Annotated in this window: 12 protein-coding genes; 8 read left to right on the top strand and 4 right to left on the bottom strand. The window is 71.4% G+C overall.

Annotated features, from left to right (window positions below):
* The first annotated feature begins 214 nt into the window (after positions 1-214).
* From ACZ43N_RS28525 to ACZ43N_RS28515, 3 genes are all read left to right on the top strand, one after another.
* Entirely contained in the window at positions 215-2,446 is a 2,232-nt protein-coding gene (locus ACZ43N_RS28525; RefSeq protein WP_468101535.1) for a 1,4-beta-glucanase, read from the top strand.
* On the top strand, positions 2,443-4,428 hold the full coding sequence (locus ACZ43N_RS28520) for a beta-galactosidase (RefSeq protein WP_468101533.1): 1,986 nt from the start codon (positions 2,443-2,445) through the stop codon (positions 4,426-4,428). Before ACZ43N_RS28525 ends, ACZ43N_RS28520 begins: the two co-directional genes overlap by 4 nt.
* 167 nt (positions 4,429-4,595) lie before the next feature.
* Entirely contained in the window at positions 4,596-5,330 is a 735-nt protein-coding gene (locus tag ACZ43N_RS28515) for a glycoside hydrolase family 12 protein (RefSeq protein ID WP_468101532.1), read from the top strand.
* A gap of 84 nt (positions 5,331-5,414) precedes the next feature.
* On the opposite strand, the gene ACZ43N_RS28510 is transcribed toward ACZ43N_RS28515, so the two are convergent.
* The gene (locus ACZ43N_RS28510) at positions 5,415-7,835 is read right to left on the bottom strand and encodes a glycoside hydrolase family 36 protein (protein WP_468101529.1); all 2,421 of its coding nucleotides are present in this window, start codon (positions 7,833-7,835) and stop codon (positions 5,415-5,417) included.
* A 105-nt stretch (positions 7,836-7,940) separates the two neighbouring features.
* Between ACZ43N_RS28510 and ACZ43N_RS28505 the strand changes: the two genes are divergently transcribed.
* The 3 genes from ACZ43N_RS28505 (at position 7,941) to ACZ43N_RS28495 (ending at position 13,414) form a co-directional block, all read left to right on the top strand.
* Positions 7,941-8,999, top strand: coding sequence for a LacI family DNA-binding transcriptional regulator (locus ACZ43N_RS28505; RefSeq protein WP_468101527.1), 1,059 nt, complete (start codon positions 7,941-7,943; stop codon positions 8,997-8,999).
* Positions 9,000-9,327: 328 nt separating this feature from the next.
* Positions 9,328-11,796, top strand: coding sequence for a CBM35 domain-containing protein (locus ACZ43N_RS28500; protein WP_468101526.1), 2,469 nt, complete (start codon positions 9,328-9,330; stop codon positions 11,794-11,796).
* A 187-nt stretch (positions 11,797-11,983) separates the two neighbouring features.
* The gene (locus ACZ43N_RS28495) at positions 11,984-13,414 is read left to right on the top strand and encodes a non-reducing end alpha-L-arabinofuranosidase family hydrolase (protein ID WP_468101524.1); all 1,431 of its coding nucleotides are present in this window, start codon (positions 11,984-11,986) and stop codon (positions 13,412-13,414) included.
* A gap of 84 nt (positions 13,415-13,498) precedes the next feature.
* On the opposite strand, the gene ACZ43N_RS28490 is transcribed toward ACZ43N_RS28495, so the two are convergent.
* The 3 genes from ACZ43N_RS28490 to ACZ43N_RS28480 form a co-directional block, all read right to left on the bottom strand.
* A complete protein-coding gene (locus ACZ43N_RS28490; protein WP_468101523.1) occupies positions 13,499-14,752 on the bottom strand; it encodes an AI-2E family transporter in 1,254 nt (417 codons plus the stop codon).
* Between the two features lie 106 nt (positions 14,753-14,858).
* Entirely contained in the window at positions 14,859-16,910 is a 2,052-nt protein-coding gene (locus ACZ43N_RS28485; protein ID WP_468101521.1) for a glycoside hydrolase family 31 protein, read from the bottom strand.
* A gap of 386 nt (positions 16,911-17,296) precedes the next feature.
* The gene (locus ACZ43N_RS28480; RefSeq protein WP_468101519.1) at positions 17,297-18,310 is read right to left on the bottom strand and encodes a LacI family DNA-binding transcriptional regulator; all 1,014 of its coding nucleotides are present in this window, start codon (positions 18,308-18,310) and stop codon (positions 17,297-17,299) included.
* A gap of 461 nt (positions 18,311-18,771) precedes the next feature.
* On the opposite strand from ACZ43N_RS28480, the gene ACZ43N_RS28475 reads away from it, so the two are divergent.
* Both ACZ43N_RS28475 and secA read left to right on the top strand, forming a co-directional pair.
* Positions 18,772-20,712: an acyl-CoA dehydrogenase family protein gene (locus ACZ43N_RS28475; RefSeq protein ID WP_468101518.1), complete on the top strand. Its 1,941-nt coding sequence runs from the start codon at positions 18,772-18,774 to the stop codon at positions 20,710-20,712.
* Positions 20,713-20,849: 137 nt separating this feature from the next.
* On the top strand, positions 20,850-23,480 hold the full coding sequence (gene secA, locus ACZ43N_RS28470; protein WP_468101748.1) for a preprotein translocase subunit SecA: 2,631 nt from the start codon (positions 20,850-20,852) through the stop codon (positions 23,478-23,480).
* Positions 23,481-23,574 lie beyond the last annotated feature (94 nt).

The following is a 23,574-nucleotide window of genomic DNA, read 5'->3' as shown; positions in this document are numbered from 1 at the left end:
CCTGTCACCCGGCCGAGCACGGCGGGCCCAGCAGCCGGGCGCCCGTGTCGGCAGGGTCCCGCCCCTTCGAACGGCGCAGCCCTTCCCGGGGCGCGCGGCCTGCGGGACCGGCCGAACACGACCCGCGGCCGCCGACATGGCGCAACAGCCCGAGCTCTCAGGCGCCGAAGAACGCGCCCCTCCCTGACACCCCCCTCCCGGACCGAGGTATGTCATGCGCACGCCCCACCCGAGTCGCCGCACCGTCCTCACCGCCACCACAGCCGCAGCAGCCCTCACCACCCTCCCCGCACTCACCGCCACGGCCCACGCCACCGGGGCCCACAACGGCTCGACCGCCGGAGGCTACCGCTGGCGCACCGCCGTGATCGGCGGCACCGGTTTCATCACCGGTGTCCTCTTCCACCCCTCCGTACGCGGCCTCGCCTACGCCCGCACGGACATCGGCGGCCCCTACCGCTGGGACGACCGCGAGGCCCGCTGGATCCCGCTGACCGACCACCTCGGCTGGGACGACTGGAACCTCCTCGGCGTGGAGGCCATGGCCGTCGATCCGGCCCACCCGAACCGCCTCTACCTCGCCCTCGGCACCTACACCCAGCCCTGGGCCGGCAACGGCGCGATCCTCCGCTCCGACGACCGGGGCGCCACCTGGACGCGCACCGACCTCACCGTGAAGCTCGGCGCCAACGAGGACGGCCGCGGCACGGGAGAGCGCCTGCTCGTCGACCCCCGGGACAGCGACATCCTGTGGCTGGGCACCCGACACGACGGCCTGCTCAGGTCGACGGACCGGGGTTCCACCTGGGCGAAGGCCACCGGCTTCCCGGCCACGCCCAGCGCCACCGGGCAGGGCGTCACCCTGCTCGTCGCCGCCGACCGCACCCTCTACGCCGGCTGGGGCGACGGCGACGGCACCTCCGCCACCGCCAACCTGTACCGCACGACCGACGGCACCACCTGGGAGGCGGTCCCCGGGCAGCCGGCCGGCACCTCCGCCAAGGTCCCGATCCGCGCCGCGTACGACCGGCACACCCGCGAGCTGTACGTGACGTACGCCAACGGGCCCGGCCCCAACGGCCAGTCCGACGGCAGCGTGCACAAACTGCGCACCACCAGTGGCAAGTGGACCGACGTCACCCCGGTGCAGCCAGGCGGTACCACGGACGACGGCTCCGCCGACACCTTCGGCTACGGAGGTGTCGGCGTGGACGCCCGCCGTCCCGGCACCGTCGTCGTGTCCACCAACAACCGCTGGGCGGACATCGACACGGTGTTCCGCTCCACGAACGGCGGCCGTACCTGGACCTCTCTCAAGGACTCCGCCGTCCTCGACGTGTCCGAGACCCCTTTCCTCAAGTGGGGCGCGGACAAGCCGAAGTTCGGCTGGTGGATCCAGGCGCTGGCGCTCGACCCGTACGACTCGAGGCACGTCGTGTACGGCACCGGCGCCACCCTCTACGGCACCCGCGACCTCAAGCACTGGGCGCCGCAGATCCGCGGGCTGGAGGAGACGTCCGTGCGCCAGCTGATCTCGCCCCCCGCCGGACAGGCGCACCTGATCAGCGGACTGGGGGACCTCGGCACGATGTACCACGAGCGGCTCACGGTGTCCCCGTCACGCGGCATGGCGACGAACCCCGTGTTCGGGTCGGGGACGGGGCTCGCGCTGGCCGCCGCGAAGCCGTCGTACGTGGTCCGCACCGGCTCGGGAGACCACGGCAACGGCGCCTTCTCGAACGACGGCGGGCGGACCTGGGCCCCCTTCGCCGGCCAGCCCGCCGTCGCCAGGGATGCGCCGGGGCCGATCGCCGTCAGCGCCGACGCCGGCGTGCTGCTGTGGTCCTTCGTCCACTGGGACGGCACGAAGCACGCGGCGCACCGCTCCACCGACAACGGCGCGACCTGGGCGGAGGTCCCCACCTTCCCCAAGGGCGCCACACCCCTCGCCGACCCGGTGGACGCGGCACGCTTCTACGCGTACGACGCCGACACGGGGACGCTGTACGCCAGCACCGACGGCGGCCGCACCTTCACCGCACGCGCGACCGGCCTGCCCTCGGGGGACAGCCAGTTCAGACTGGCCGCCGCCCCCGGACGCACCGGCGATCTCTGGCTGAGCACCAAGACGACCGGGCTGTACCGGTCCACCGACGGCGGAGCCCGCTTCTCCAAGGTCGACAGCTGCCGGGCCTCGCACGTCCTCGGCTTCGGCAAGGCCGCCCCCGGCGCCGACTACCCGGCGATCTACCAGATCGGGGCCGTCGAGAGCCTCACCGCAGTCCTCCGCTCCGACGACGGGGCGAGAACGTGGACCCGCGTCAACGACGACTCCCACCAGTGGGGCTGGACCGGCGAGGCCATCGCCGGCGACCCGCGGATGTACGGCCGGGTCTATGTGGCGACGAACGGCCGCGGCATCCAGTACGGGGAGCCGGCCCGATGACACGGCGGAGCACCGGACCCGCACTCGCCGACGCCACCCGCGGCCGGATCCTCTTCGGCGGCGACTACAACCCCGAGCAGTGGCCCGAAGAGGTCTGGCAGGAGGACGTACGCCTCATGAAGGAGGCGGGCGTCAACTCCGTCACCCTCGGCGTCTTCTCCTGGGCGAAGCTCGAACCCCGGCCGGGCGCACGGGAGTTCGGCTGGCTGGACACCCTGATGGACCTGATGCACGAGAACGGCGTCGGCGTCGTCCTCGCCACCCCGACCTCCTCCCCGCCGCCGTGGATGGGCAGTCTCCACCCCGAGACCCTCCCGCGCGACGAGAACGGACAGATCGAGTGGTGGGGCTCCCGCCAGCACTTCTCGCACTCCAGCACCGTCTACCGCCGCTACGCCGCCGCCATCACCGAGGATCTGGCCGCCCGCTACGGCTCCCACCCGGCCCTCACTCTCTGGCACATCAACAACGAGTACTGCACCTATGACTGGGGCGACGAGGCCGCCACCGCCTTCCGCGACTGGCTGCGCGGAAGGTACGGCACGCTCGACGCGCTCAACGACGCCTGGGGGACAGCCTTCTGGAGCCAGGGCTACGACGGCTGGCACGAGATCCTGCCGCCCCGCCGCGCGCACTACATGAGGAACCCCACTCATGTGCTGGACTTCAAGCGCTTCACGAGCGACATGCTCCTGGAGTGCTATGTGATGGAGCGGGACATCGTCCGCCGGCACACCCCCCGCATCCCGGTCACCACCAACTTCATGCCGCTGTGGGCGGGCCAGGACGCCTGGCGCTGGGGCGAGGAGGAGGACGTCGTCTCGGTCGACCTGTACCCGGACCCGCGTGACCCGCTGGGCGCGCAGCACGGCGCGCTCATCCAGGACATGACCCGTTCGCAGGCGGGCGGCGGCCCCTGGATGCTGATGGAACAGGCCGCCGGACCGGTCAACTGGCGCGGGGTGAACCACCCCAAGCCCCGGGGCCTCAACCGCCTCTGGTCCCTCCAGGCCGTCGCCCGGGGCGCCGACGCCGTCTGCTATTTCCAGTGGCGGCAGTCCCGGCAGGGTGCGGAGAAGTTCCACTCCGGAATGGTCAGCCACGCGGGCGAGCAGGGCCGCACCTTCCAGGAGGTCAAGCGGCTCGGTGCCGACCTCGCCGCCATCGGCGCCGAGGTGTCCGGCCGGCACATCGCCGCCGACGTCGCCGTGCTGTTCGACTGGAACTCCTGGTGGGCCGGCGCGCAGGACGGCCGGCTGTCGACCGAGGTCGACCTCTCCCGGGTCGTCCGCGACTGGCACCGCGCCCTCTGGGAGACCCACCTCACCACCGCCTTCGCCCACCCCGAGCACGACCTGTCGGCGTACCGGCTCGTCGTCGTGCCGCAGCTGTATCTGCTCACGGACACCGCGATCGAGAACCTCCTCGCCCACGTCCGCGGGGGCGGCACCCTGGTCTGCGGTTTCCTGACCGGCGTCGCCGACGCGGACGACCGGGTCCGACCCGGCGGCATGGACGCCCGGCTCCGCGATCTCCTCGGCATCCGCACCCTGCACGAGTGGTGGCCGCTGGACGCCGGGGAGGACGTCCCCTGCGACGGCTTCCGCGGCAGGCTGTGGTCCGAGGAACTGGAGGCGGCCGACGCGGACGAGGTGGTCCCCTACCAGGGCGGCGAACTCGACGGGCTTCCGGCGGTGCTGCGCAAGGGGCGCGCCTGGTATGTCTCCACGCTGCCCGAACCGGCCGGGCTGCGCGGTCTGCTGGCCCGGATCGCCGCCGGTGCGGGGGTGCGACCGGTGCTCGACGGGCTGCCCGACGGTATCGAGGCGGTACGCAGGGGAGAAGTGCTCTTCCTGCTCAACCACGGCCGCGACGAGGTCACCGTCCATGTACCGGGCACCCACCGCGACCTCCTGACAGGTGCGACCGTCACCGGCCCGCTGTCCCTCGGACGGTACGGGGCGGCGGTACTCAAGCCATGACCGGCCGGACCGCCCGCCCCGGTCGTCCGTGCTGCGTCGACCTCCGGCTTCGTCCGGCGCCGAACCGCTCCACCCGCTCGAACCGGTCGCCGGAGAAGGCCACGTCCCCCATGCGGGGGCGTGGTGATCCTCCCCGCAGTTCCCCCCCACCCATGGAAGGAAAAGCCATGGCACTACGCACCCGCGCCCTGAGCGGGATCGGCAAGGCCCTGCTCGCGCCGGCGCTCGCGCTCGGCGCCACCGTCGGTCTCGCCGCCGCCCCCGCCTCGGCGGCCGTCTGGAACACCTGTGACCAGTGGGGCAACACGAGCCTGGGCGGCTACACGCTCTACAACAACATCTGGGGCGGCGGCGCCGGCAGCCAGTGCATCTGGGCCAACTCCGGCACCAACTGGGGTGTCTGGGCCAACCACCCCAACACCGGCGGCATCAAGTCGTACCCCAACTCCAAGAAGGTGATCAACAAGACGATCACCTCGCTCGGTTCGCTCAACAGCAACTACAACGTCACGGTCCCGTCCTCGGGCGCGTACAACACCTCGTACGACGTCTGGGACACGGACCACGACTACGAGATCATGCTCTGGGTCAACTACAACGGCGCGGTCGGCGCGCTCGGCGACTACCAGGGCAACGTCACGCTCGGCGGCCACAACTGGAACGTCCACAAGGGCCGGGTGTACCGGAGCGACGGCACCTACTGGGACGTCTTCTCCTTCCTGCGGACCGCGGACTCCACCTCCGGCTCGGTCCAGATCCTGCCCGTCCTGAAGTGGATCAAGGACACCAAGGGCTGGATGGGCAACGAGACCATCGGTGACGTGCAGTTCGGCTTCGAGATCACCTCGTCGTCCGGCGGCCTCAACTTCCAGACCAACAACCTGACCGTCAGCAGCAGCTGAGTCTCCCGCCCGAGCCGGTGCCGGACCCCCACACGGCCCCGGCTCGGGCCCGTCCGCTGTGGCACGAGACCGACCGGCGGCGGATCACCGGGCCTCGGCGCGGAGGCGGATCAGCACGGCGGTCGGCGTGCGCGGCAGCGACACCCGCAGCACGTGCCGGTCCCGGTCCCAGTCCGCCGAGCCGCCGCTCCCCGTGGCCGGGTGCAGGATCTCCGCACGCACATCGCGGCCCGCCACACGGCCGACGTGCAGCGACACTTCCGCCTGACCGCCGCGCCGCCACACCGAGACGTACGACGGCCCGTCCGGGACCCGCAGTCCCAGCGCCAGCCACGCGTCCGTCCACCCCGGCAGACCGAGCGGCCAGAAGGGTACGGCCCGTGCCAGGTCCCCGCGGATCGACTTGTACGTGTTCACGGCGTCCCGGACGAGGTCGAGCTGGTGTTCGGACATACGGTTCAGGTGGCCGGAGAGGTGGATGCGGCCGAGGAGCGCGCCGCCGAGGGTGAAGGCGATGAGGTCGTCGTCGAACTCGGGCTGCGGGTAGGCCCAGACGGCGCCCTGTTCCGGCGGGACCGCCGTCGGCGCGGCGGCGGCGATCGCGGGGAAGCGCAGGGGGTCCTGCTGGTCACTGGTGGACTGGAGCTGGGCGACGGCCAGGGTGGCGCCGTCCATGCGCATGCCCCCGGAGGCGCAGTTCTCGACGACGAGACCGGGGTGGCGGTCCAGGACGTCGGACAGCCACTCCAGGAAGGCGTGGGCGTGGCCGAGGAGCCCGGCGCCGGGGGAGAGGTCGCCGGGGGCGCAGGTGCCCGGGTCGACGACGATGTTGTAGTCCAGCTTCAGATATCCCACGCCCCAGTCGCCGACGATCCGGTCCACCGTCCTGTCCAGGTGTGCCCGGGCGGCGGGGTGGCGCAGGTCGAGCTGATGGCGGCCCTGCTCGGTGAGCCGTACGCCGTCCCGCTGGAAGAAGGCGTCCGGCGGGAGCGCCGAGGCGACCGGGCTGCGCACCCCGACGACCTCCGGCTCCAGCCACAGCCCCGGTACCATGCCGCGCTCCCGGATGCGGTCCAGCACAGCCTCGATACCGCCGTCGGGGAAGCGGCGCGTCGACGGCTGCCACTCGCCGACGCCGTCCCACCAGCCGCCGTCCACGGTGTCGTCGTACCAGCCGGAGTCGATGCAGAAGTACTCTGCGCCCGCGCTCGCCGCCGCGTCGATCAGCGGCAGCAGCTTCTCGGTGGTCGGGTCGCCCATCAGCGTGTTCATGTAGTCGTTGAAGACGACGGGCAGCGCGGCATGGTCCGGATGCGGCCGCCGGACGGCCCGCCGGTACGAGGTCATGGCGGCCAACGCCGCGTCGAGCGCCGAGCCGCCTCGCGGCGGGAGCGCCGCAGTCCCCGCCGAGTCGCCTGCCGGGGCCGCCGTCGAGCCGACTTCTGAGGCGAGCCTGGCGACTGCATCCGCCGAGCCGTCTGCCGGGCGGGGCGCCGGGGCCGCCGTTGAGCCGGCACGGGAGCCGAGCCCGGTGATGGCCTCCGGCGAGCCGCCCCCCGCCCTCTGCCCGGCGTCCGCCCCCGCCCCCTCCCCGGCGTCAGCCCCAGCGGTGGACGCCGAGGCGTCCGCCCCGGCAGCGCCCTCCACCGACCCCACCGACCCCGTGGCGATCGCCGCCCACACGGTCGTGAACTCGTCGCCCGGCGCCAGCCGCACCCGCCACTGGTGCTCGGCGTCCGTGGGGCCGTTCACCGCGAGGTACGTGCCGTGTGCGCGTTCGCCCAGATCCCAGCGCCAGCCGGCCGGTGACTCCGCCTGCCACACCCAGGCCCGGCCGCCGCCCCGTTCCGTCAGCGCCCCCATCGGCAGATGGCCGTCGGTGGGCCAGCTGCCGCGCCCGGTGAGGGAGAGCGCGGCCCGGCTGTCGTGCTGGTGGGCGTCGACACTGATGTCGGCGATGGTCTCGCGCAGCGGCTCGGCGTACCAACGGCATTCGGCGAGCCAGCCGTTGCGCGCCCGGTGCACGTCGAGGGCATCGGGGCCGGGCAGTCCCCCGAGGAGGAGGCTGCTGACGGACTGGACGACCAAGGGGTCCGTGCCGTCGTTGCGGAGCCGTACCCGGGAGCGGAGCACCGGAGTCCCGCAGGGGGAGGCCAGCTCGACCAAAGCCGTCAACCGCGTCGTGGGGTCGTGCAGTTCGACGGTCAGCCGGGCCCAGCCGGAACCGCTGAGGTCACGGTGCCCCCGGTATCCGAGCCGCGACCCGAACGCCGTCCCGGTGAACCGGGGCCCGGACCACCCGCTCCCGTGCCCGACCACCGTCAACTCGACCAGGGGGAGGGCGACCTCCGGATCGACGGCGGTCCCCGCAGGGCCCAGCCGGACCAGACGCAGGGTGCCGTCCGCCGCCGTGGCGAACTCCGCGGGCAGCGCCGGATGCCCCCAACGGAACGCCGTGGGAGAAGAGTTGCAGCCGCCCACCGTCTGATCCGTCGTACCGGTCAAGTCGTTGCCCCCTCCTGAGCCGCGCCGCTCGCGTACAGCGTCCTCCGGCCCTCGCGCGGTGCCCGCTTGCGTGAAGCCGCGTCACTTTCCCTTGACGCCCCCAGTGTGACCGGTCACAATCCTGGCGTGAATGTGACCGGTCACACAAGGCGCCCGGCGAGCATCCGTGACGTCGCGACCACCGCCGGAGTCTCGTACCAGACCGTCTCCCGGGTGATCAACGGCCACCCCAGCGTCAAGCAGTCCACCCGGGAGCGGGTGCTGGCGGCCATCGACGAGCTGGGCTTCCGCCGCAACGCGACCGCCCTGGCCCTGGCCAGCGGCCGCAGCCGGGCGTTGACCGTGCTGACCGCCAACACCACCCACTACGGCTACGCCTCGATCCTCCAGGGCATCGAGGAGGCGGCCCGCGCGGCGTCGTACGCGGTCGGGATCGGCGTCCTGGAATCGGCGGAGGAGACGGCCGTCGCGGCCGAGGTGCGGCGGGCCGCGGACGCGGGCGGCGGGCTGATCGTGATCGCCTACGATCCGGCCGGTGTCGGCGCCCTGGCCGCCGTGCCGGCCGACCTGCCGGTCGTCGGAGTGGTCGAGACCCCCGCGAGCCCGCCCGACGGCGACCGCCCCTGGGTGTGGACCGACGACCGCGAGGCCGCCTACGCGGTGACCCGCCATCTGCTCTCCCTCGGCCACGAGACCGTGCACTACGTCGCCATCCCGTCCAGCACCCGCCGCACCAGCGCCCGCACCACCGGCTGGCGGCAGGCACTCGAGGAGGCGGGGGCGCCCGAACCGCGCCCGGTGCAGGGGGACTGGGGCCCGGCGGGCGGACACCGGGCCGGCCGGAAACTGGCTCGGGACCCGTCGGTCACGGCGATCCTCTGCGGCAACGACGACCTGGCGCTCGGCGTGCTCCGCGCCCTGCACGAGAACGGCCGTTCCGTCCCCGGCGACGTCAGCGTGGCGGGGTTCGACGATGCGCCGCACTCCGCGTATCTGACCCCGTCCCTGACGACCGTACGCCTGGACTTCACCGGCCTCGGCCGGGCCGCGTTCGCCCTGCTGCACGGCGTGCTGGAGAAGTCGGCCCCGATCGCCCCGCACCGGGTCTGCGTACCGGAGCTGGTCATCCGGGAGAGCTCGGGGGTGCCGCCCGTCCGCGCCTGACCGCCCCGTAGTTCCTCTCGGCCCTGAACCACCCTTTCTCGAAAGGCACGTTCATGCACAGAAGAGCACCCTCCGTCCCGGCCCTCACGGGCCGGACCCGGACCTGCCCGGGCGGTGGCGGCCGGGAATCGCGGGCATCCGGCCCGGATGATCGCCGTGTTCCTCGCCGGCCGGCGAGACATCGTGTCCGGAATCACCAGTGGAGCCGTCACATGACCGGAGGTCCGACCGAGTGATCACCCCCACCCGCACACGTGCCCGTGGACGAACCCGCATCAGGTCCCGGGCGCGAACCGTCCTGATCACCGCAGTCCTTGGAGTCACCGCCATGGCAGGCACCCTTCCCGCCACCGGGGCCGGCGCGGCCGCCGGGGAACCGCAGCGCCTCACCGTCGACCTCTCCGCCTCCGAGGGCCCCGTCATGCTGGGCGCCAACGGCGCGCTCTACGGACTCAGCGACGACGGCGTGCCCAGCGACGCCGCCCTCGCCCCGCTGAAGATCACCAGCATCTCGCAGAAGCCGGAGGGCGGCGCCCAGCACCCCAACGGCGACGCGCTCACCGTCTCGAAGTCGTTCTTCCGCAACGGCGGCGGCGAGATCAACGTGATGATGCAGGACATCTACGCGAAGTGGCCGTACGAGGATCTCGGCATCGACGACTACCTCCCCAAGGTCGACAGGATCGTCAAGGACATCGCGGCCGCCCCGAACAGCGACCGCTTCGTCTACGTCCCCTTCAACGAGCCGGACCAGATCTGGTACAAGCTCGACGTCGCCGACCAGACCCAGTACGAGAAGAACCGCGACCGGTTCTTCCGGGACTGGAAGACCGTGTACCAGCGCATCCGCGCCATCGACCCCGACGCGCGGATCGCCGGCCCCAACGAAGCCGCGTACCACACACGCCTGCTGAGGGACTTCCTCTCCTTCGCCCAGCGCGAGAACGTCCTGCCCCAGGTCATGACCTGGCACGAACTGGACTCCGGCTCACTGAGGGACTTCCAGGGCCACTACGACGCCTACCGGTCGCTCGAACGGCAGTTGGGCATCGCCCCACTGAAGATCAACATCGATGAGTACGCCAACCGCCGCGACCTCTCCGTCCCCGGCCAGCTGGTGCAGTGGGTCTCCATGTTCGAGAGGAACAAGGTGTACGCCAACCAGGCGTACTGGGACGCCGCCGGGAACCTGGACGGCAACGTCGTCCGCTCCAACATCCCCAACGGTGGCTGGTGGTTCTTCCGTTGGTACGCGGGCCTCACCGGCGACACCGTGAAGGTCACCCCGCCACGGGCCAACACCGTCGACACCCTCCAGGGCCTCGCCTCCCTCGACACCTCCCGCCGCCAGGCCCAGGTCCTGCTGGGCGGCTCGGCCGGTGACGCGGACGTCGTGGTCCGCGGGGTCCCTCGCTCCCTCTTCGGCCGTACGGTCACCGCGACCGTCGCCGAGGCCGCCTGGTCCGGCTACGAGGGGCAGCACGCCACGCCGCGCGTCCTGAGCCGCACGAAGGCGCGGGTCGCCGACGACGGCACGGTGACCGTCCCCCTGCGCGGCATGCACAGGATGTCCGCCTACCGGATCGTCCTCACCCCCGGGGGCTCCGGCACCCCGTCCGCCCCGGCCGTCCCCTGGACCGCCTCCTACGAGGCCGAGGACGCCGCCATCACCGACGGCAAGGTCTACACCCAGGGCACCGTCGCCAACGCCAACGGCTACGCCGCCTCCGGCACCAAGGACGTCGGCTCCCTCAACCAGCCCGGCAGCAAGGTCGACTTCACGGTGACGGTCCCCGAGGACGGCCGTTACGACCTGGCGATCCTCTACGGCAACCAGTCCGGCGGTCCCGCCACCCAGAAGCTGACCGTCGACGGCGGCGACCCCGTCACGGTCACCTACCCCTCCACGGAGAACTGGACCTACCGCGCCAAGAAGGACGTCCGCGTGGAGTTGTCGGCCGGCAGCCACACCCTGACCCTCGCCAAGGGCGCCGCCGAGGTCACCCTCGACCGGATCGACCTCACCGCCCGCACCGCGGCACCCGCCGCCTCCTACGAGGCCACGCTCGCCGACATCAGCGGCAGGCCGTCGTACGACTACTCCTCTTCGGCCGGCGTCGGCACCGGTGCCCTCGTCCTCGGCCCCGGCGACAGGGCGGTCTTCGACGTGTACGCCCCGCGCGACGGCTACTACCGGGTGGTGCCCCGGGCGTCGGCGCCGGTACGGCTCGCCCTGCACGGGCAGTCGGTGGCGGCGGTGCCCGGCCGTCCACTGAAGATGTACCTCGTCGCGGGCAACAACCGGATCGAGGCGACCGCCGAGCACTCCGCCGTGCGCTCCCTCGACGTCTCCGGTGACGGCTCGACCGACGGCGCCCTCTCCTACGGGGCCGCCGCCGCCACGCTCACCGGCGGGGCCAGGCTGGTCGACTCGGCGCATGCCTCCGCCGGCGCCTACATCGGCCGGCTCGGCAACAGCGCCGACAGCACAGCGGAGTTCACCGTGAACGCGCCCAGCGCCGGCCGCTACGTCCTGGTGGTCCACTACGCCCACAACGACCGCCGGGACAACGGCCACGCCTACAACACCGACATCATGTCCCGCACGGCGGACATCACCGTCGGCACCGGGGCCCCGCGGAAGGTCACCTTCAAGAACACCTGGAGCTGGGACGACTACTGGACCGTCGGCGTCCCCGTCGACCTGGGGAAGGGCGCCAACAAGGTGACCCTCGGCAACGCGAGCGCCTGGGCACCGAACATCGACCGCATCGAACTGGGCCGGGTCATCGGGTAGGCCGTTTTTTCCGGCTCGTGAATTCTGTGAGAAGTATTGACGCTGGTGGCCGGATCTTTATTATCCACTTGCTCGATACTTCGATCCGCGTTCGAAATTGCGAACGCATGCGAGGACGCGCCGCACCACCATTCGCACAGCCTCCGAGGAGCCGGCAGGGCCGCGCGCTCAGAAAAACGAGGTCCCCATGCACAGACTCAGCTTCAGCCGCAGACGTCCGTCCGCGGTCCTCGCCGCCGCGACCGCGACCATGGTCTCGTTGGCGGCGCTGCTGGTCGCCAGCCCGGCCGCCCAGGCGGCCACCAGCGGCGCCCTGCGCGGCGTCGGCTCCAACCGGTGTCTCGACGTGCCGGGCGCCAGCCAGACCAATGGCACCACCACCCAGATCTGGGACTGCTGGGGCGGGACCAACCAGCAGTGGACGCTGACGGACAGCAACCAGCTGACCGTGTACGGCAACAAGTGCCTGGACGTCCCGGGCCACGCCACCACGTCCGGGACCCGACCGGTGATCTGGGACTGCAACGGCGGTACGAACCAGCAGTGGCGGGTGAACACCGACGGCACGGTCGTCGGCGTGGAGTCCGGGCTGTGCCTGAGCGTCGTGGGTGCGGGTACCGCCAACGGCACCGCGGTGGAGATCGCGACCTGCAACGGCGGCAGCAACCAGAAGTGGACCGGCCTGTCCGCGAGCACCACGTGTGCTCTTCCGTCGACGTACAACTGGACCTCGACCGGCCCGCTCGCGCAGCCGGCGAACGGGTGGTACTCGGAGAAGGACTTCACCACCGTGACGTACCAGGGCAAGCACCTGGTCTACGGGACGTACGCCGACGCCAGCGGCTGGCACTCGATGGGCTTCGGCCCCTTCACGAACTGGTCCGACATGGCGACGGCCCCCCAGACCGCCATGAGCCAGGGCGCGGTGGCGCCCACGCTGATCTACTTCGCGCCCAAGAACATCTGGGTGATGGCCTCCCAGTGGGCCGGCGGCTGGAAGTTCAACTACCGCACGTCGAGCAACCCGGCCGACCCCAACAGCTGGTCCGCGCCGCAGGCGCTGTTCACCGGCGAGCTCCCCAAGACCGAGAGCTCCGTGGGCGCGCTCGACCAGACCCTGATCGCCGACGACCAGAACATGTACCTGTTCTTCGCCGGTGACAACGGCAAGATCTACAAGACGAGCATGCCGCTCGCGAACTTCCCGGGCAACTTCGGCTCGTCGTACACGACGGTCATCAGCGACACCGTGGACAAGGTGTTCGAGGCGCCGGAGGTCTACAAGGTCCAGGGCCAGAACCAGTACCTCATGATCGTCGAGGCGAGGGGCACGAACCAGGCCCGCTACTTCCGCTCGTACACCGCCACCAGCCTGAACGGTCCGTGGACCGTGCAGGCCGGCAGCGAGAGCGCCCCCTTCGCGGGCAAGGCCAACACCGGTGTCACCTGGACCAACGACATCAGCCACGGTGACCTGGTCCGCAACAACCCCGACCAGACCAAGACCATCGACCCCTGCAACCTGCAGTTCCTCTACCAGGGCAGGGGCGCCACCCCGAGCGGTGCCGACTACCTGACGTGGCCGTACCGGCCGGGTGTCCTCACCCTCCAGCGCTGACCCGCCTGATACGCACCGCCTGAAGGAACCCCAGCCGCACGTCGGCTGGGGTTCCCCCCTTTGGCGGCCGACGGGCGTCGGCGGTCATCCCGCCGTTCCGGCGATCTCCTTCGGCCGCGTGGGTTCGGCCCGGTCCGCCCCGTCGCCGTACCGGGAGCGCAGCTCCGACAGCACGCCGAACGCCGCCGCCGTCAGCGGCACCGACAGGAGCATGCCGAGGATGCCGGCGATGGAGGCGCCCGCGGTGAGCGCCAGCAGGATCGCCGCCGGATGCATCTGCACGGTCCGACTGTGGATCATCGGCTGGAGCACGTTCCCCTCCAGGATCTGCACCGCGAACACCACACCGACCGCCCACAGCGCCGTCACCAGCCCCCGGTCGGCGAACGCCACCAGGATCGCCACCGCGCCCGACAGGAACGCGCCGAGGTACGGGATGTACGCGCCGACGAACACCAGCGCGCCCAGTCCGACGGCACCCGGCACCTGGAGGATCAGCAGGCCGACGGCGATGCAGACACCGTCGATGAAGGCGATGATCGTCGTGCCCCGCATGAAGCCCTCGATCGCCTGGAAGGCGCGCCGGGCCATCACCTCCAGGGTCTCCCCGCGGCCGCGCGGCGCGAGGGAGTGCAGGGACGCGACCGCCTTGTCGGAGTCGCGGAGGAAGAAGAACATCAGCAGCAGCGCCAGGATCGCCATCGCGACGAACGAACTGACCGCGCTGACGCCGGTGAGCACCCCGGAGGCCGCCGTGCCGCCGAACTTCGACAGCAGTTCCTGGGCGTTCTTCGCGAGGTCGTCCAACGACGTCCCGGCGAACCCGAACTCGTCGCTCAGTGACTTCGCCGCGTCCCGCAGCGAGGAGATGATCTGGTCGCCGGTGTCGATGAGCGCCGCGACCACGATGTACGCGGCGCCGCCCATCACCACGACCACGGCCGCACAGGTCAGCCCGGCGGCGAGGGACTTGTTGAACCGCATCGCCACCAGCCGCCGGTAGAACGGCCCGAGCAGTGCCGTGCCGAGCAGCGCGAGCAGCACCGGTGTGACCGCCGTCTGGAACGTCACGCAGATCCACACGCCCACCGCGACGACACCGGTGACGAGCAGCGTCAGCGCGCTCCACACCGCGATGTGCCGCGCGGGCCCCGGCAGGAAACCACCGGCGCCGACCGGCGTCGCCGGGGCCGCCGCCGGTGGCGGCAGCTCCAGATGGCCGCCGCCGGTGGTCCGTATCGTCGTCCGCGTCCGGTGCAACGGTCTGCGCGCGGGACCGCCCCGCAGGCCCTGCCGTCCCCCGCGCACCCGGCGAGGGTCTCCCGTACGGCTGTTCATGCTTGGTCGTCTCCGCTCACTCAGGGGGTCGCGCACACCCCCTGAAGATCACGGGATGGCCGTGGCGCCATAGCGTAGACCCGGTGTCCGAACGGCCGCCGTCCGCCTACTCGTTGATCGGCAACGACGCCCCGTCCCGCAGGAACAGCGGGATGCGGTCCAGCGGCGCGTCGACGGTGACGGACGCGCCCCCGTCGTAGGTCTCCCCGGTCCACGCGTCGGTCCAGCGGGCGCCCGCGGGGAGATACGTCGTCCAGGTTGTCGCGCCCGCCTCCAGCACCGGCGCGACCAGTACGTCGGGGCCGAACAGATAGGCGTCGTCGACCGACCAGGCCCGCTCGTCCCCGGGGAACTCCAGGAACAGCGGGCGCATGACCGGGAGTCCCTGCTCGTGGGCCTCGCGCATGACCCGCAGGACGTACGGCTTGACGCGCTCGCGCAGCCGCAGATACCGCTCCAGGATCGCGCCGGCCTCCTCGCCGTACGACCAGACCTCGTTGGGGCCGCCGGTCATGGCCGGGCCCAGCGGCATGCCGGGCTCCCGGAAGCCGTGCAGCCGCATCAGCGGGGAGAACGCGCCGAACTGGAACCAGCGGACCATCACCTCGCGGTACGCCGGGTCGTCCGGGTCACCCCCGTGGAAACCGCCGATGTCGGTGTTCCACCAGGGAATACCCGACAGTGCGGTGTTCAGGCCCGCCGCGATCTGCCGGCGCAGGGTCGGGAAGTCGGTGCCGATGTCACCGGACCACAGGGCGGCCCCGTAGCGCTGACTGCCCGCCCACGCCGAGCGGTTGAGGGAGACGATCTCGTCCTCGCCGGCCGCCTTCAGCCCCTCGTAGAAGGTGCGGGCGTTCTCCGCCGGGTAGATGTTGCCGACCTCGAGGCCGGGGCCCGCCCAGTACCGCAGGTTCTCCTGGAAGCCCGGCTTCAGCTCCGGCTCGCAGGCGTCCAGCCAGAACGCCGTGATGCCGTACGGCTCCAGGTAGTTCTCCTTCACCCGCGCCCACACGAACTCACGGGCCCCGGGGTTCGTCGCATCGTAGAAGGCCACCTGGACCGTGGACGCGACCTCCTTGTCGGGCCAGTCGGCGTGGGCCGTCGGACCGTACTGCGTGCCGATGAAGTAGCCCCGCTGGTCCATCACGGGGTGGTTCTCCGACAGCGGCGACACCGACGGCCACACCGACACCACCAGCTTGATGCCCATCTCGGCCAGTTCGCTCACCATGGCCGCCGGGTCGGGCCACTCGCTCAGGTCGAACTTCCACTCGCCGAGGTGCGTCCAGTGGAAGAAGTCACACACGATCACATCGATCGGCAGACCCCGACGCTTGTACTCCCGTGCCACGGCGAGGAGTTCGTCCTGGGTGCGGTAGCGCAGCTTGCACTGCCAGAACCCGGCCGCCCACTCGGGCAGCATCGGCGTGCGGCCCGTCACCGCGCTGTAGCGGCGCTGCGCGTCGGCCGGCTCGCCCGCGGTGATCCAGTAGTCGATCTGCCGGGCCGAGTCCGCCACCCAGCGCGTCCCGTTGCCCGCCAGCTCGACCCGGCCGATCGCCGGGTTGTTCCACAGCAGGGTGTAGCCGCGGCTGGACGTCAGCACCGGGATGCCCACCTCGGCGTTGCGCTGCACCAGGTCGAGGACCATCCCCTTCTGGTCCAGCCGCCCGTGCTGGTGCTGGCCCAGGCCGTAGAGCTTCTCGTCGTCGTAGGCGGCGAAACGCTGCTCCAGACGGTGGTGGCCGTTGCCGACCGCCGTGTAGAGGCGCGAGCCCGGCCACCAGAAGTGGGCGCGCGCCTCGGACAGCAGTTCACGGCCGTCGGCGGTACGGGTGAACCGGACCAGGCCCTCGGTGCTGACCTCGACGGTGAGTGCGCCGACCGTCAGCCGTCCCCGCCCCTCCTCGATCTTGACGCTGCTCTCGGTGCTCTCCGCCTCGTCGAGCAGGGCGCCCGGCAGTCCGTCGAGGATCGGGCCGCCCAGCCGGGCACGGACCCGGACCGCGTCCGGGCCCCAGGGCTCGATCCGCAAGGTCTCCTGGCGTCCGCTCCACTCCAGGGCGCCGTCCCGCTCACGGAACGTGCCGACGGTGGGGGAGGACTGGGCGAGGCTGACCGCGCCCGTCGGGGTCTGGTTCTCGGCAGACAGGTTCACGAGACGGCTCCTGGGAGGAGGAAGTGGCGGCACGCCCGGCGTGACGGCGACTGCCGGGGGACGGGGGTGAGGGGGCATGGGCGGGGAGCGCAGGGCCGACCACCCGGACGACGGGCGGGTCGGGGGACGACGTGCGGGACGAGGGCAGGACGGCGGGCGGGGTCGGGGGCGCCGGACGACCGGAGGGCGGGGGCGGGGCGGAATCGGAGTGCGGAGGACGGGCGGTGGGGGTGGCAGCCGGCCTGCGGAGGACGGGCGGTGGGGGTGGTAGCTGGCCTGCGGAGGACGGGCGGTGGGGGTGGCAGCCGGCCTGCGGAGGACGGGCGGTGGGGGTGGCAGCCGGCCTGCGGGAGCCGGTTCCCGCAGGCCATGTCCCGGCCCCGGTCTCAGCCGCCGCCGGAGAGCGGTCCCGTGCTCGCGCGGACCGTCAGCTCGGGGGTGAGCAGCACCACTTCGTCCGTCTCCCGCCCGTCGAGCTTGGCGACCAGTTGCTCCACGGCCCGCCGTCCCATCTCCTGGGCGGGAATGGCGACCGAGGTCAGCCGTACCGACGCCTGCATGGCGACCTGCTCGGGGCAGACGGCGATCACCGAGACGTCCTCGGGCACCGCCCGGCCCTGCTGGCGCAGCAGCGCGAGCAGCGGCTCGACCGCGGACTCGTTCTGCACGACGAACCCCGTGGTGCCCGGTCGTTCGTCGAAGATCCGGGCCAGGGTCGCGGCCATGGCGTCGTAGCCGCCCTCGCAGGGCCGGTGCAGCACCCGCAGCCCCAGTTCCCGTGCGCGGGACCGCAGCCCGTCGAGGGTGCGCTCGGCGAAGCCGGTGTGCCGCTCGTACACCGCGGGGGCCTCGCCGATGACGGCGATCTCGCGATGGCCCAGCATCGCCAGGTGCTCCACGCACAGCGCGCCCGTCGCCCCGAAGTCGAGGTCGACGCAGGTCAGGCCGGTGGTGTCGGCCGGCAGTCCGATGAGCACCGACGGCTGGTCGGTGTCGCGCAGCAGCGGCAGGCGTTCGTCGTTCAGCTCGACGTCCATCAGGATCATCGCGTCGGCGAGCCCGCTGCCGGTGACCCGGCGCACCGCGTCGGGACCCTCCTCGCCGGTGAGCAGCAGCACGTCGTAGCCGTGGGTACGGGCCGTGGTCGCCACCGCGATGGCGATCTCCATCATCACGGGGACGTACATGTCCGTCCGCAGCGGGACCATCAGCGCGATGATGTTGGACTTGCTGCTCGCCAGGGCGCGCGCCCCGGCGTTCGGGTGGTAGCCCAGCTCCTGGATGCTCCGTTCGACCCGCTGGCGGGTGCCGGCGGAGATGGACCGCTTGCCGCTGAGGACATAGCTCACCGTGCTCGCCGAGACTCCGGCGTGCTGGGCGACCTCGGCGAGGGTGACCATCCAGCTCTCCAAGCGTGTTTAAGCGCTTCGACGGCGCGTTGGATCCATACAGGTGGATGTGAGGGTGGCTCGACAGTAGCTCGGAGGTGGATGCGTGTCCATAGGTTGTCGAAGCGCTTCGATTCATCGCTGGGCGCCCCGAGGTGCGGGGGAGGATGTCGTACGGCGGGTGCGGGGCCCGCGGGGGTTTGTCGCGCAGTTCCCGCGCCCCTTCCCGGGCGGCCCCTGTTCGAGAGGCGCCGCATTTCTCAGCTTAGGGCCGGGCGACTGCTTTCGGCCGGGAGGTGGCCAGGAGTGGCCGACGGGGCGGCGAGGCGGTACTCGGCCACCATCCGGTGAACGCGGGCGCGAGGGGTGGCGGGGGGCGTCCGGATCGGGTACCAACGATCGGGTAGCACCCATCGGTAACCAATCAGGTACTCATCCGGTACAAGATCCCGATTCGCGGCGAGGTGAGCCTCATGTCCGCACCACCCCTCAAGAAACCCGTCGTCACCGAACGTGAGGCCCGCCAGGTGGCGGAGGCCGCCCGCGAGCGGGACTGGCGCAAGCCCAGCTTCGCCAAGGAACTGTTCCTGGGCCGGTTCCGCCTCGACCTCATCCACCCCCACCCGCTGCCCACCGACGAGGCCGTCCGGCGCGGTGAGCAGTTCCTGACCAAGCTCCGCGAGTTCTGCGAGACGAAGGTCGACGGCGCCCTCATCGAGCGCGAGGCCCGGATCCCCGACGAGGTGATCAACGGCCTCAAGGAACTCGGCGCCCTCGGCATGAAGATCGACCCCAAGTACGGCGGCCTCGGCCTCACCCAGGTGTACTACAACAAGGCGCTGGCCCTGGTGGGCTCGGCCAGCCCGGCGATCGGCGTGCTGCTCTCCGCGCATCAGTCGATCGGCGTACCGCAGCCGCTGAAACTGTTCGGCACCCCCGAGCAGAAGCAGAAGTTCCTGCCGCGCTGCGCCCGCACCGACATCAGCGCCTTCCTCCTCACCGAGCCCGACGTCGGCTCGGACCCGGCCCGGCTCGCGACGACCGCGGTGCCCGACGGGGACGACTACGTCCTCGACGGTGTGAAGCTGTGGACCACCAACGGCGTCGTCGCGGACCTCCTCGTCGTGATGGCCCGGGTGCCGAAGAGCGAGGGCCACAAGGGCGGCATCACCGCCTTCGTCGTGGAGACGGACTCGCCGGGCGTCACCGTCGAGAACCGCAATGCCTTCATGGGCCTGCGCGGCATCGAGAACGGCGTCACCCGCTTCCACCAGGTCCGGGTCCCGGCGGCGAACCGCATCGGCCCCGAGGGCGCAGGCCTGAAGATCGCGCTGACCACCCTCAACACCGGCCGACTGTCGTTGCCCGCGTCCTGCGTGGCCGCCGGCAAGTGGTGTCTGAAGATCGCCCGCGAGTGGTCGGCGGCCCGTGAGCAGTGGGGCAAGCCGATCGCCGACCACGAGGCGGTGGGCGCCAAGATCAGCTTCATCGCGGCCACCACGTTCGCCCTGGAGGCGGTGCTCGACCTCTCCTCGCAGATGGCCGACGAGGACCGCAACGACATCCGGATCGAGGGCGCCCTCGCCAAGCTCTTCGCCTCCGAGATGGGCTGGCGCATCGCCGACGAGCTGGTCCAGATCCGCGGCGGCCGGGGCTTCGAGACCGCCGAGTCCCTGAGGGCGCGCGGCGAACGTGCCGTCCCCGCCGAGCAGATGCTCCGCGACCTGCGGATCAACCGCATCTTCGAGGGCTCCACGGAGATCATGCACCTGCTGATCGCCCGCGAGGCCGTCGACGCCCACCTGTCCGTGGCCGGAGACCTGATCGACCCCGAGAAATCCCTCTCCGACAAGGCCAGGGCGGGCGCGAACGCGGGCGTCTTCTACGCCAAGTGGCTGCCGAAACTGGTCGCCGGTACGGGACAGCTCCCGCGCGCCTACGCCGAGTTCCACCCGGCGGGGCACCCCGACCTCTCGGCCCACCTGCGCTACGTCGAGCGCTCCGCCCGCAAACTGGCCCGCTCCACCTTCTACGCCATGTCCCGGTGGCAGGGACGGATGGAGACCAAGCAGGGCTTCCTGGGCCGGATCGTCGACATCGGAGCCGAACTGTTCGCGATGAGCGCGGCCTGCGTACGGGCCGAGCTGCTGCGCACCACGGAGGGACACGGCCGCGAGGCGTACCAGCTCGCCGACGTCTTCTGCCGGCAGTCCCGCCTCCGGGTCGAGGAGCTCTTCGGCCGGCTGTGGAGCAACACCGACGACGTCGACCGCAAGGTGGTCAAGGGCGTGCTCGGGGGCGCGTACGAGTGGCTCGAGCAGGGTGTGGTCGACCCCTCCGGCGAAGGCCCGTGGATCGCGGACGCGACACCGGGCGCGAGCGAGAGGGAGAACGTCCACCGCCCCGTTCGCTGAGCCTCCTCCCGCGGAACCCACCGTCGCCCCGCTCCGCCGTCTCGCTGTTTGCCGCGCTCACCGCACGAGCCGACAATCGAAGAGGACGGCGGACGGGGCGACGGCGCCGAGGTGATGCTGCGATGTCCGAACTGGGCATGAACTCCCTCACGCACAAGATCATGCGCGCGGGCGAGGGCCGGATACTGCGCCGACTGCACCGGATCGCCGACGAGGTCGCCTCGGTCGAGGAGGACTTCACGGCCCTGGAGGACACCGGACTGCGCGCCCTCACCGACGAGTACCGACAGCGCCTGGCCGACGGCGAGACCCTCGACGACCTGCTGCCGGAGGCCTTCGCCACCATGCGGGAGGCCGCCCGCCGCACCCTCGGCATGCGCCCCTTCGACGTCCAGGTCATGGGCGGCGCGGCCCTCCACCTCGGCAATATCGCCGAAATGCAGACGGGCGAGGGAAAGACCCTGGTGGCCACCCTTCCGGTCTATCTCAACGCCCTCACCGGAGAAGGCGTCCACGTCGTCACCGTCAACGACTACCTGGCCCGCCGGGACGCCGAGTGGATGGGAAAGGCGTATGAGTTCCTCGGCCTGACCGTGGGCGTTCTCCGCTCCGAATCGACCCCGGACGAACGCCGGGCGGCGTACGCGTGCGATGTCACCTACGGCACGAACACCGAGTTCGGGTTCGACTATCTGCGCGACAACATGGCCTGGTCGAGAGCCGAACTCGTGCAGCGCGGCCACCACTTCGCGATCGTCGACGAGGCCGACTCCATCCTCATCGACGAGGCCCGCACCCCGCTGATCATCTCCGGCCCGGCCGACCGGGCCACCCACTGGTACGAGGCCTTCGCGACCCTCGTCGGCCCGATGAGAGGCGTCGAGATCCAGGAGGAACGCTTCACCCGCCCCGCCGACAAGGAACGGCTGGAGCGGCTGCGCGCGGGCCACCACTACGAGTACGACCCGCGCAAGCACACGGTCGCGATCCTCGACCCGGGCGTCGAGTACGTCCAGGACCAGCTGGGCATCGACAGCCTCTACGAGTCCGACCACACCACCCTCATCGGGCACCTCAACAACGCCCTGAAGGCCAAGGAGCTGTTCAAGAGGGACCAGCAGTACGTCGTCATCGACGGCGAGGTCCTGATCGTCGACGAGCACACCGGCCGCATGCTGCCCGGCCGCCGCTACAACGAGGGCCTCCACCAGGCGATCGAGGCCAAGGAGGGCGTGTCGGTCAAGGCCGAGAACCAGACCCTCGCCACCATCACCCTGCAGAACTTCTTCCGCCTCTACGACAAGCTCTCCGGCATGACCGGCACGGCCATGACGGAGGCCGCGGAGTTCCACCAGATCTACGACCTGGGCGTCGTCCCCGTCCCCACCAACCGGCCCCTGATCCGCGAGGACCGGCCGGACCTGATCTACCGGACCGCCGAGGCCAAGTTCGCGGCGGTCGTCGACGACATCGCGGAGCGGCACGCCAGGGGCCAGCCGGTGCTGGTCGGCACCACCACCGTCGAGGTCTCCGAGGCGCTCTCCGCCCGCCTGAGCGAACGCCGTATCCCGCACCAGGTCCTCAACGCCAAGAACCACCGGCGCGAGGCCATGATCGTCGCCCAGGCGGGACGCAGGGGAGCGGTGACGGTCGCCACGAACATGGCGGGCCGGGGCACCGACATCATGCTCGGCGGCAACCCGGAGGCCCTGGCCCGGGCCGCGCTGCCCGACGACGCGGACGAGGAGGAGCGCCGTACGGTCCTCGACCGGATCACCGCCGAGGTGGCTGCCGAACACACCGAGATCACCGAACTCGGCGGTCTCTACGTCCTCGGCACCGAACGCCACGACGCCCGCCGCATCGACCACCAGCTGCGGGGCCGCTCCGGCCGCCAGGGCGACCCGGGGGAGTCCCGCTTCTACCTCTCCCTCCAGGACGACCTGATGCGGCTGTTCCAGGCCCAGCTCGTCGAACGCGTCATGGCCGCGACGCACGTGCCCGAGGACGTCCCCATCGAGAACAGGATCGTCACCCGTGCCGTCGCCTCCGCCCAGGCCCAGCTGGAGCGCCAGCACTTCGAGTCCCGCAAGGACGTACTCAAGTTCGACGAGGTACTCAACCGCCAGCGCCGGCTGATCTACGCCCAGCGCCGCCGCGTGCTGGAGGGCGAGGACCTGCGCGGCCAGATCCTCCACTTCATGGAGGACACCGTCGAGGCGTACGTCGCCGCCGAGACCGCCGAGGGCTTCCCGGAGGAGTGGGACCTGAACGCCCTGTGGCGGGCGCTCGGGGAGCTCTACCCGGTCGGGCTCATGATCGAGGACCTGGCCCGGGAGCACGGCGGCCGCGGCAACCTCACCGCCGACGACCTGGTGACGGCCCTGACGGACGACATCCGCGCCCGCTACGCCGAGCGCGAGGCCGAGCTGGGCAGGCAGACCCTGCGCGACCTGGAACGCCGGGTGGTGCTGTCCGTCCTGGACCGCACCTGGCGCGAGCACCTCTACGAGATGGACTACCTCCGCGACGGCATCGGTCTGCGCTGGACCCTGGGCCGCGAGCCGATCATCGAGTACGAGCGCGAGGGCTTCGACATGTTCGTCGCCATGACCGACGCGATCAAGGAGGAGTCCGTCGGCTTCGTCTTCAACCTCGACATCGCCTCCGGCGGCCTCGCCCCCACCCGGGACGAGAACGCCCTCCACTTCACGGCCCCGACCGTCGACACGGCGGAGGGCGTGGTGGAGGGCGCCCGGAGGGCCTAAGAACTCCTATCGCAATGACTTCAGGCGTCTCCAGCAGATGAGTGCGCATCCGAGGGTGAGGAAGGCTTCGTGGATGTCGTCGCGTATCTCCCAG

The sequence above is a fragment of the Streptomyces sp. NPDC030814 genome (assembly GCF_055572155.1).
This window is presented reverse-complemented; position numbering and strand designations above follow the sequence as displayed.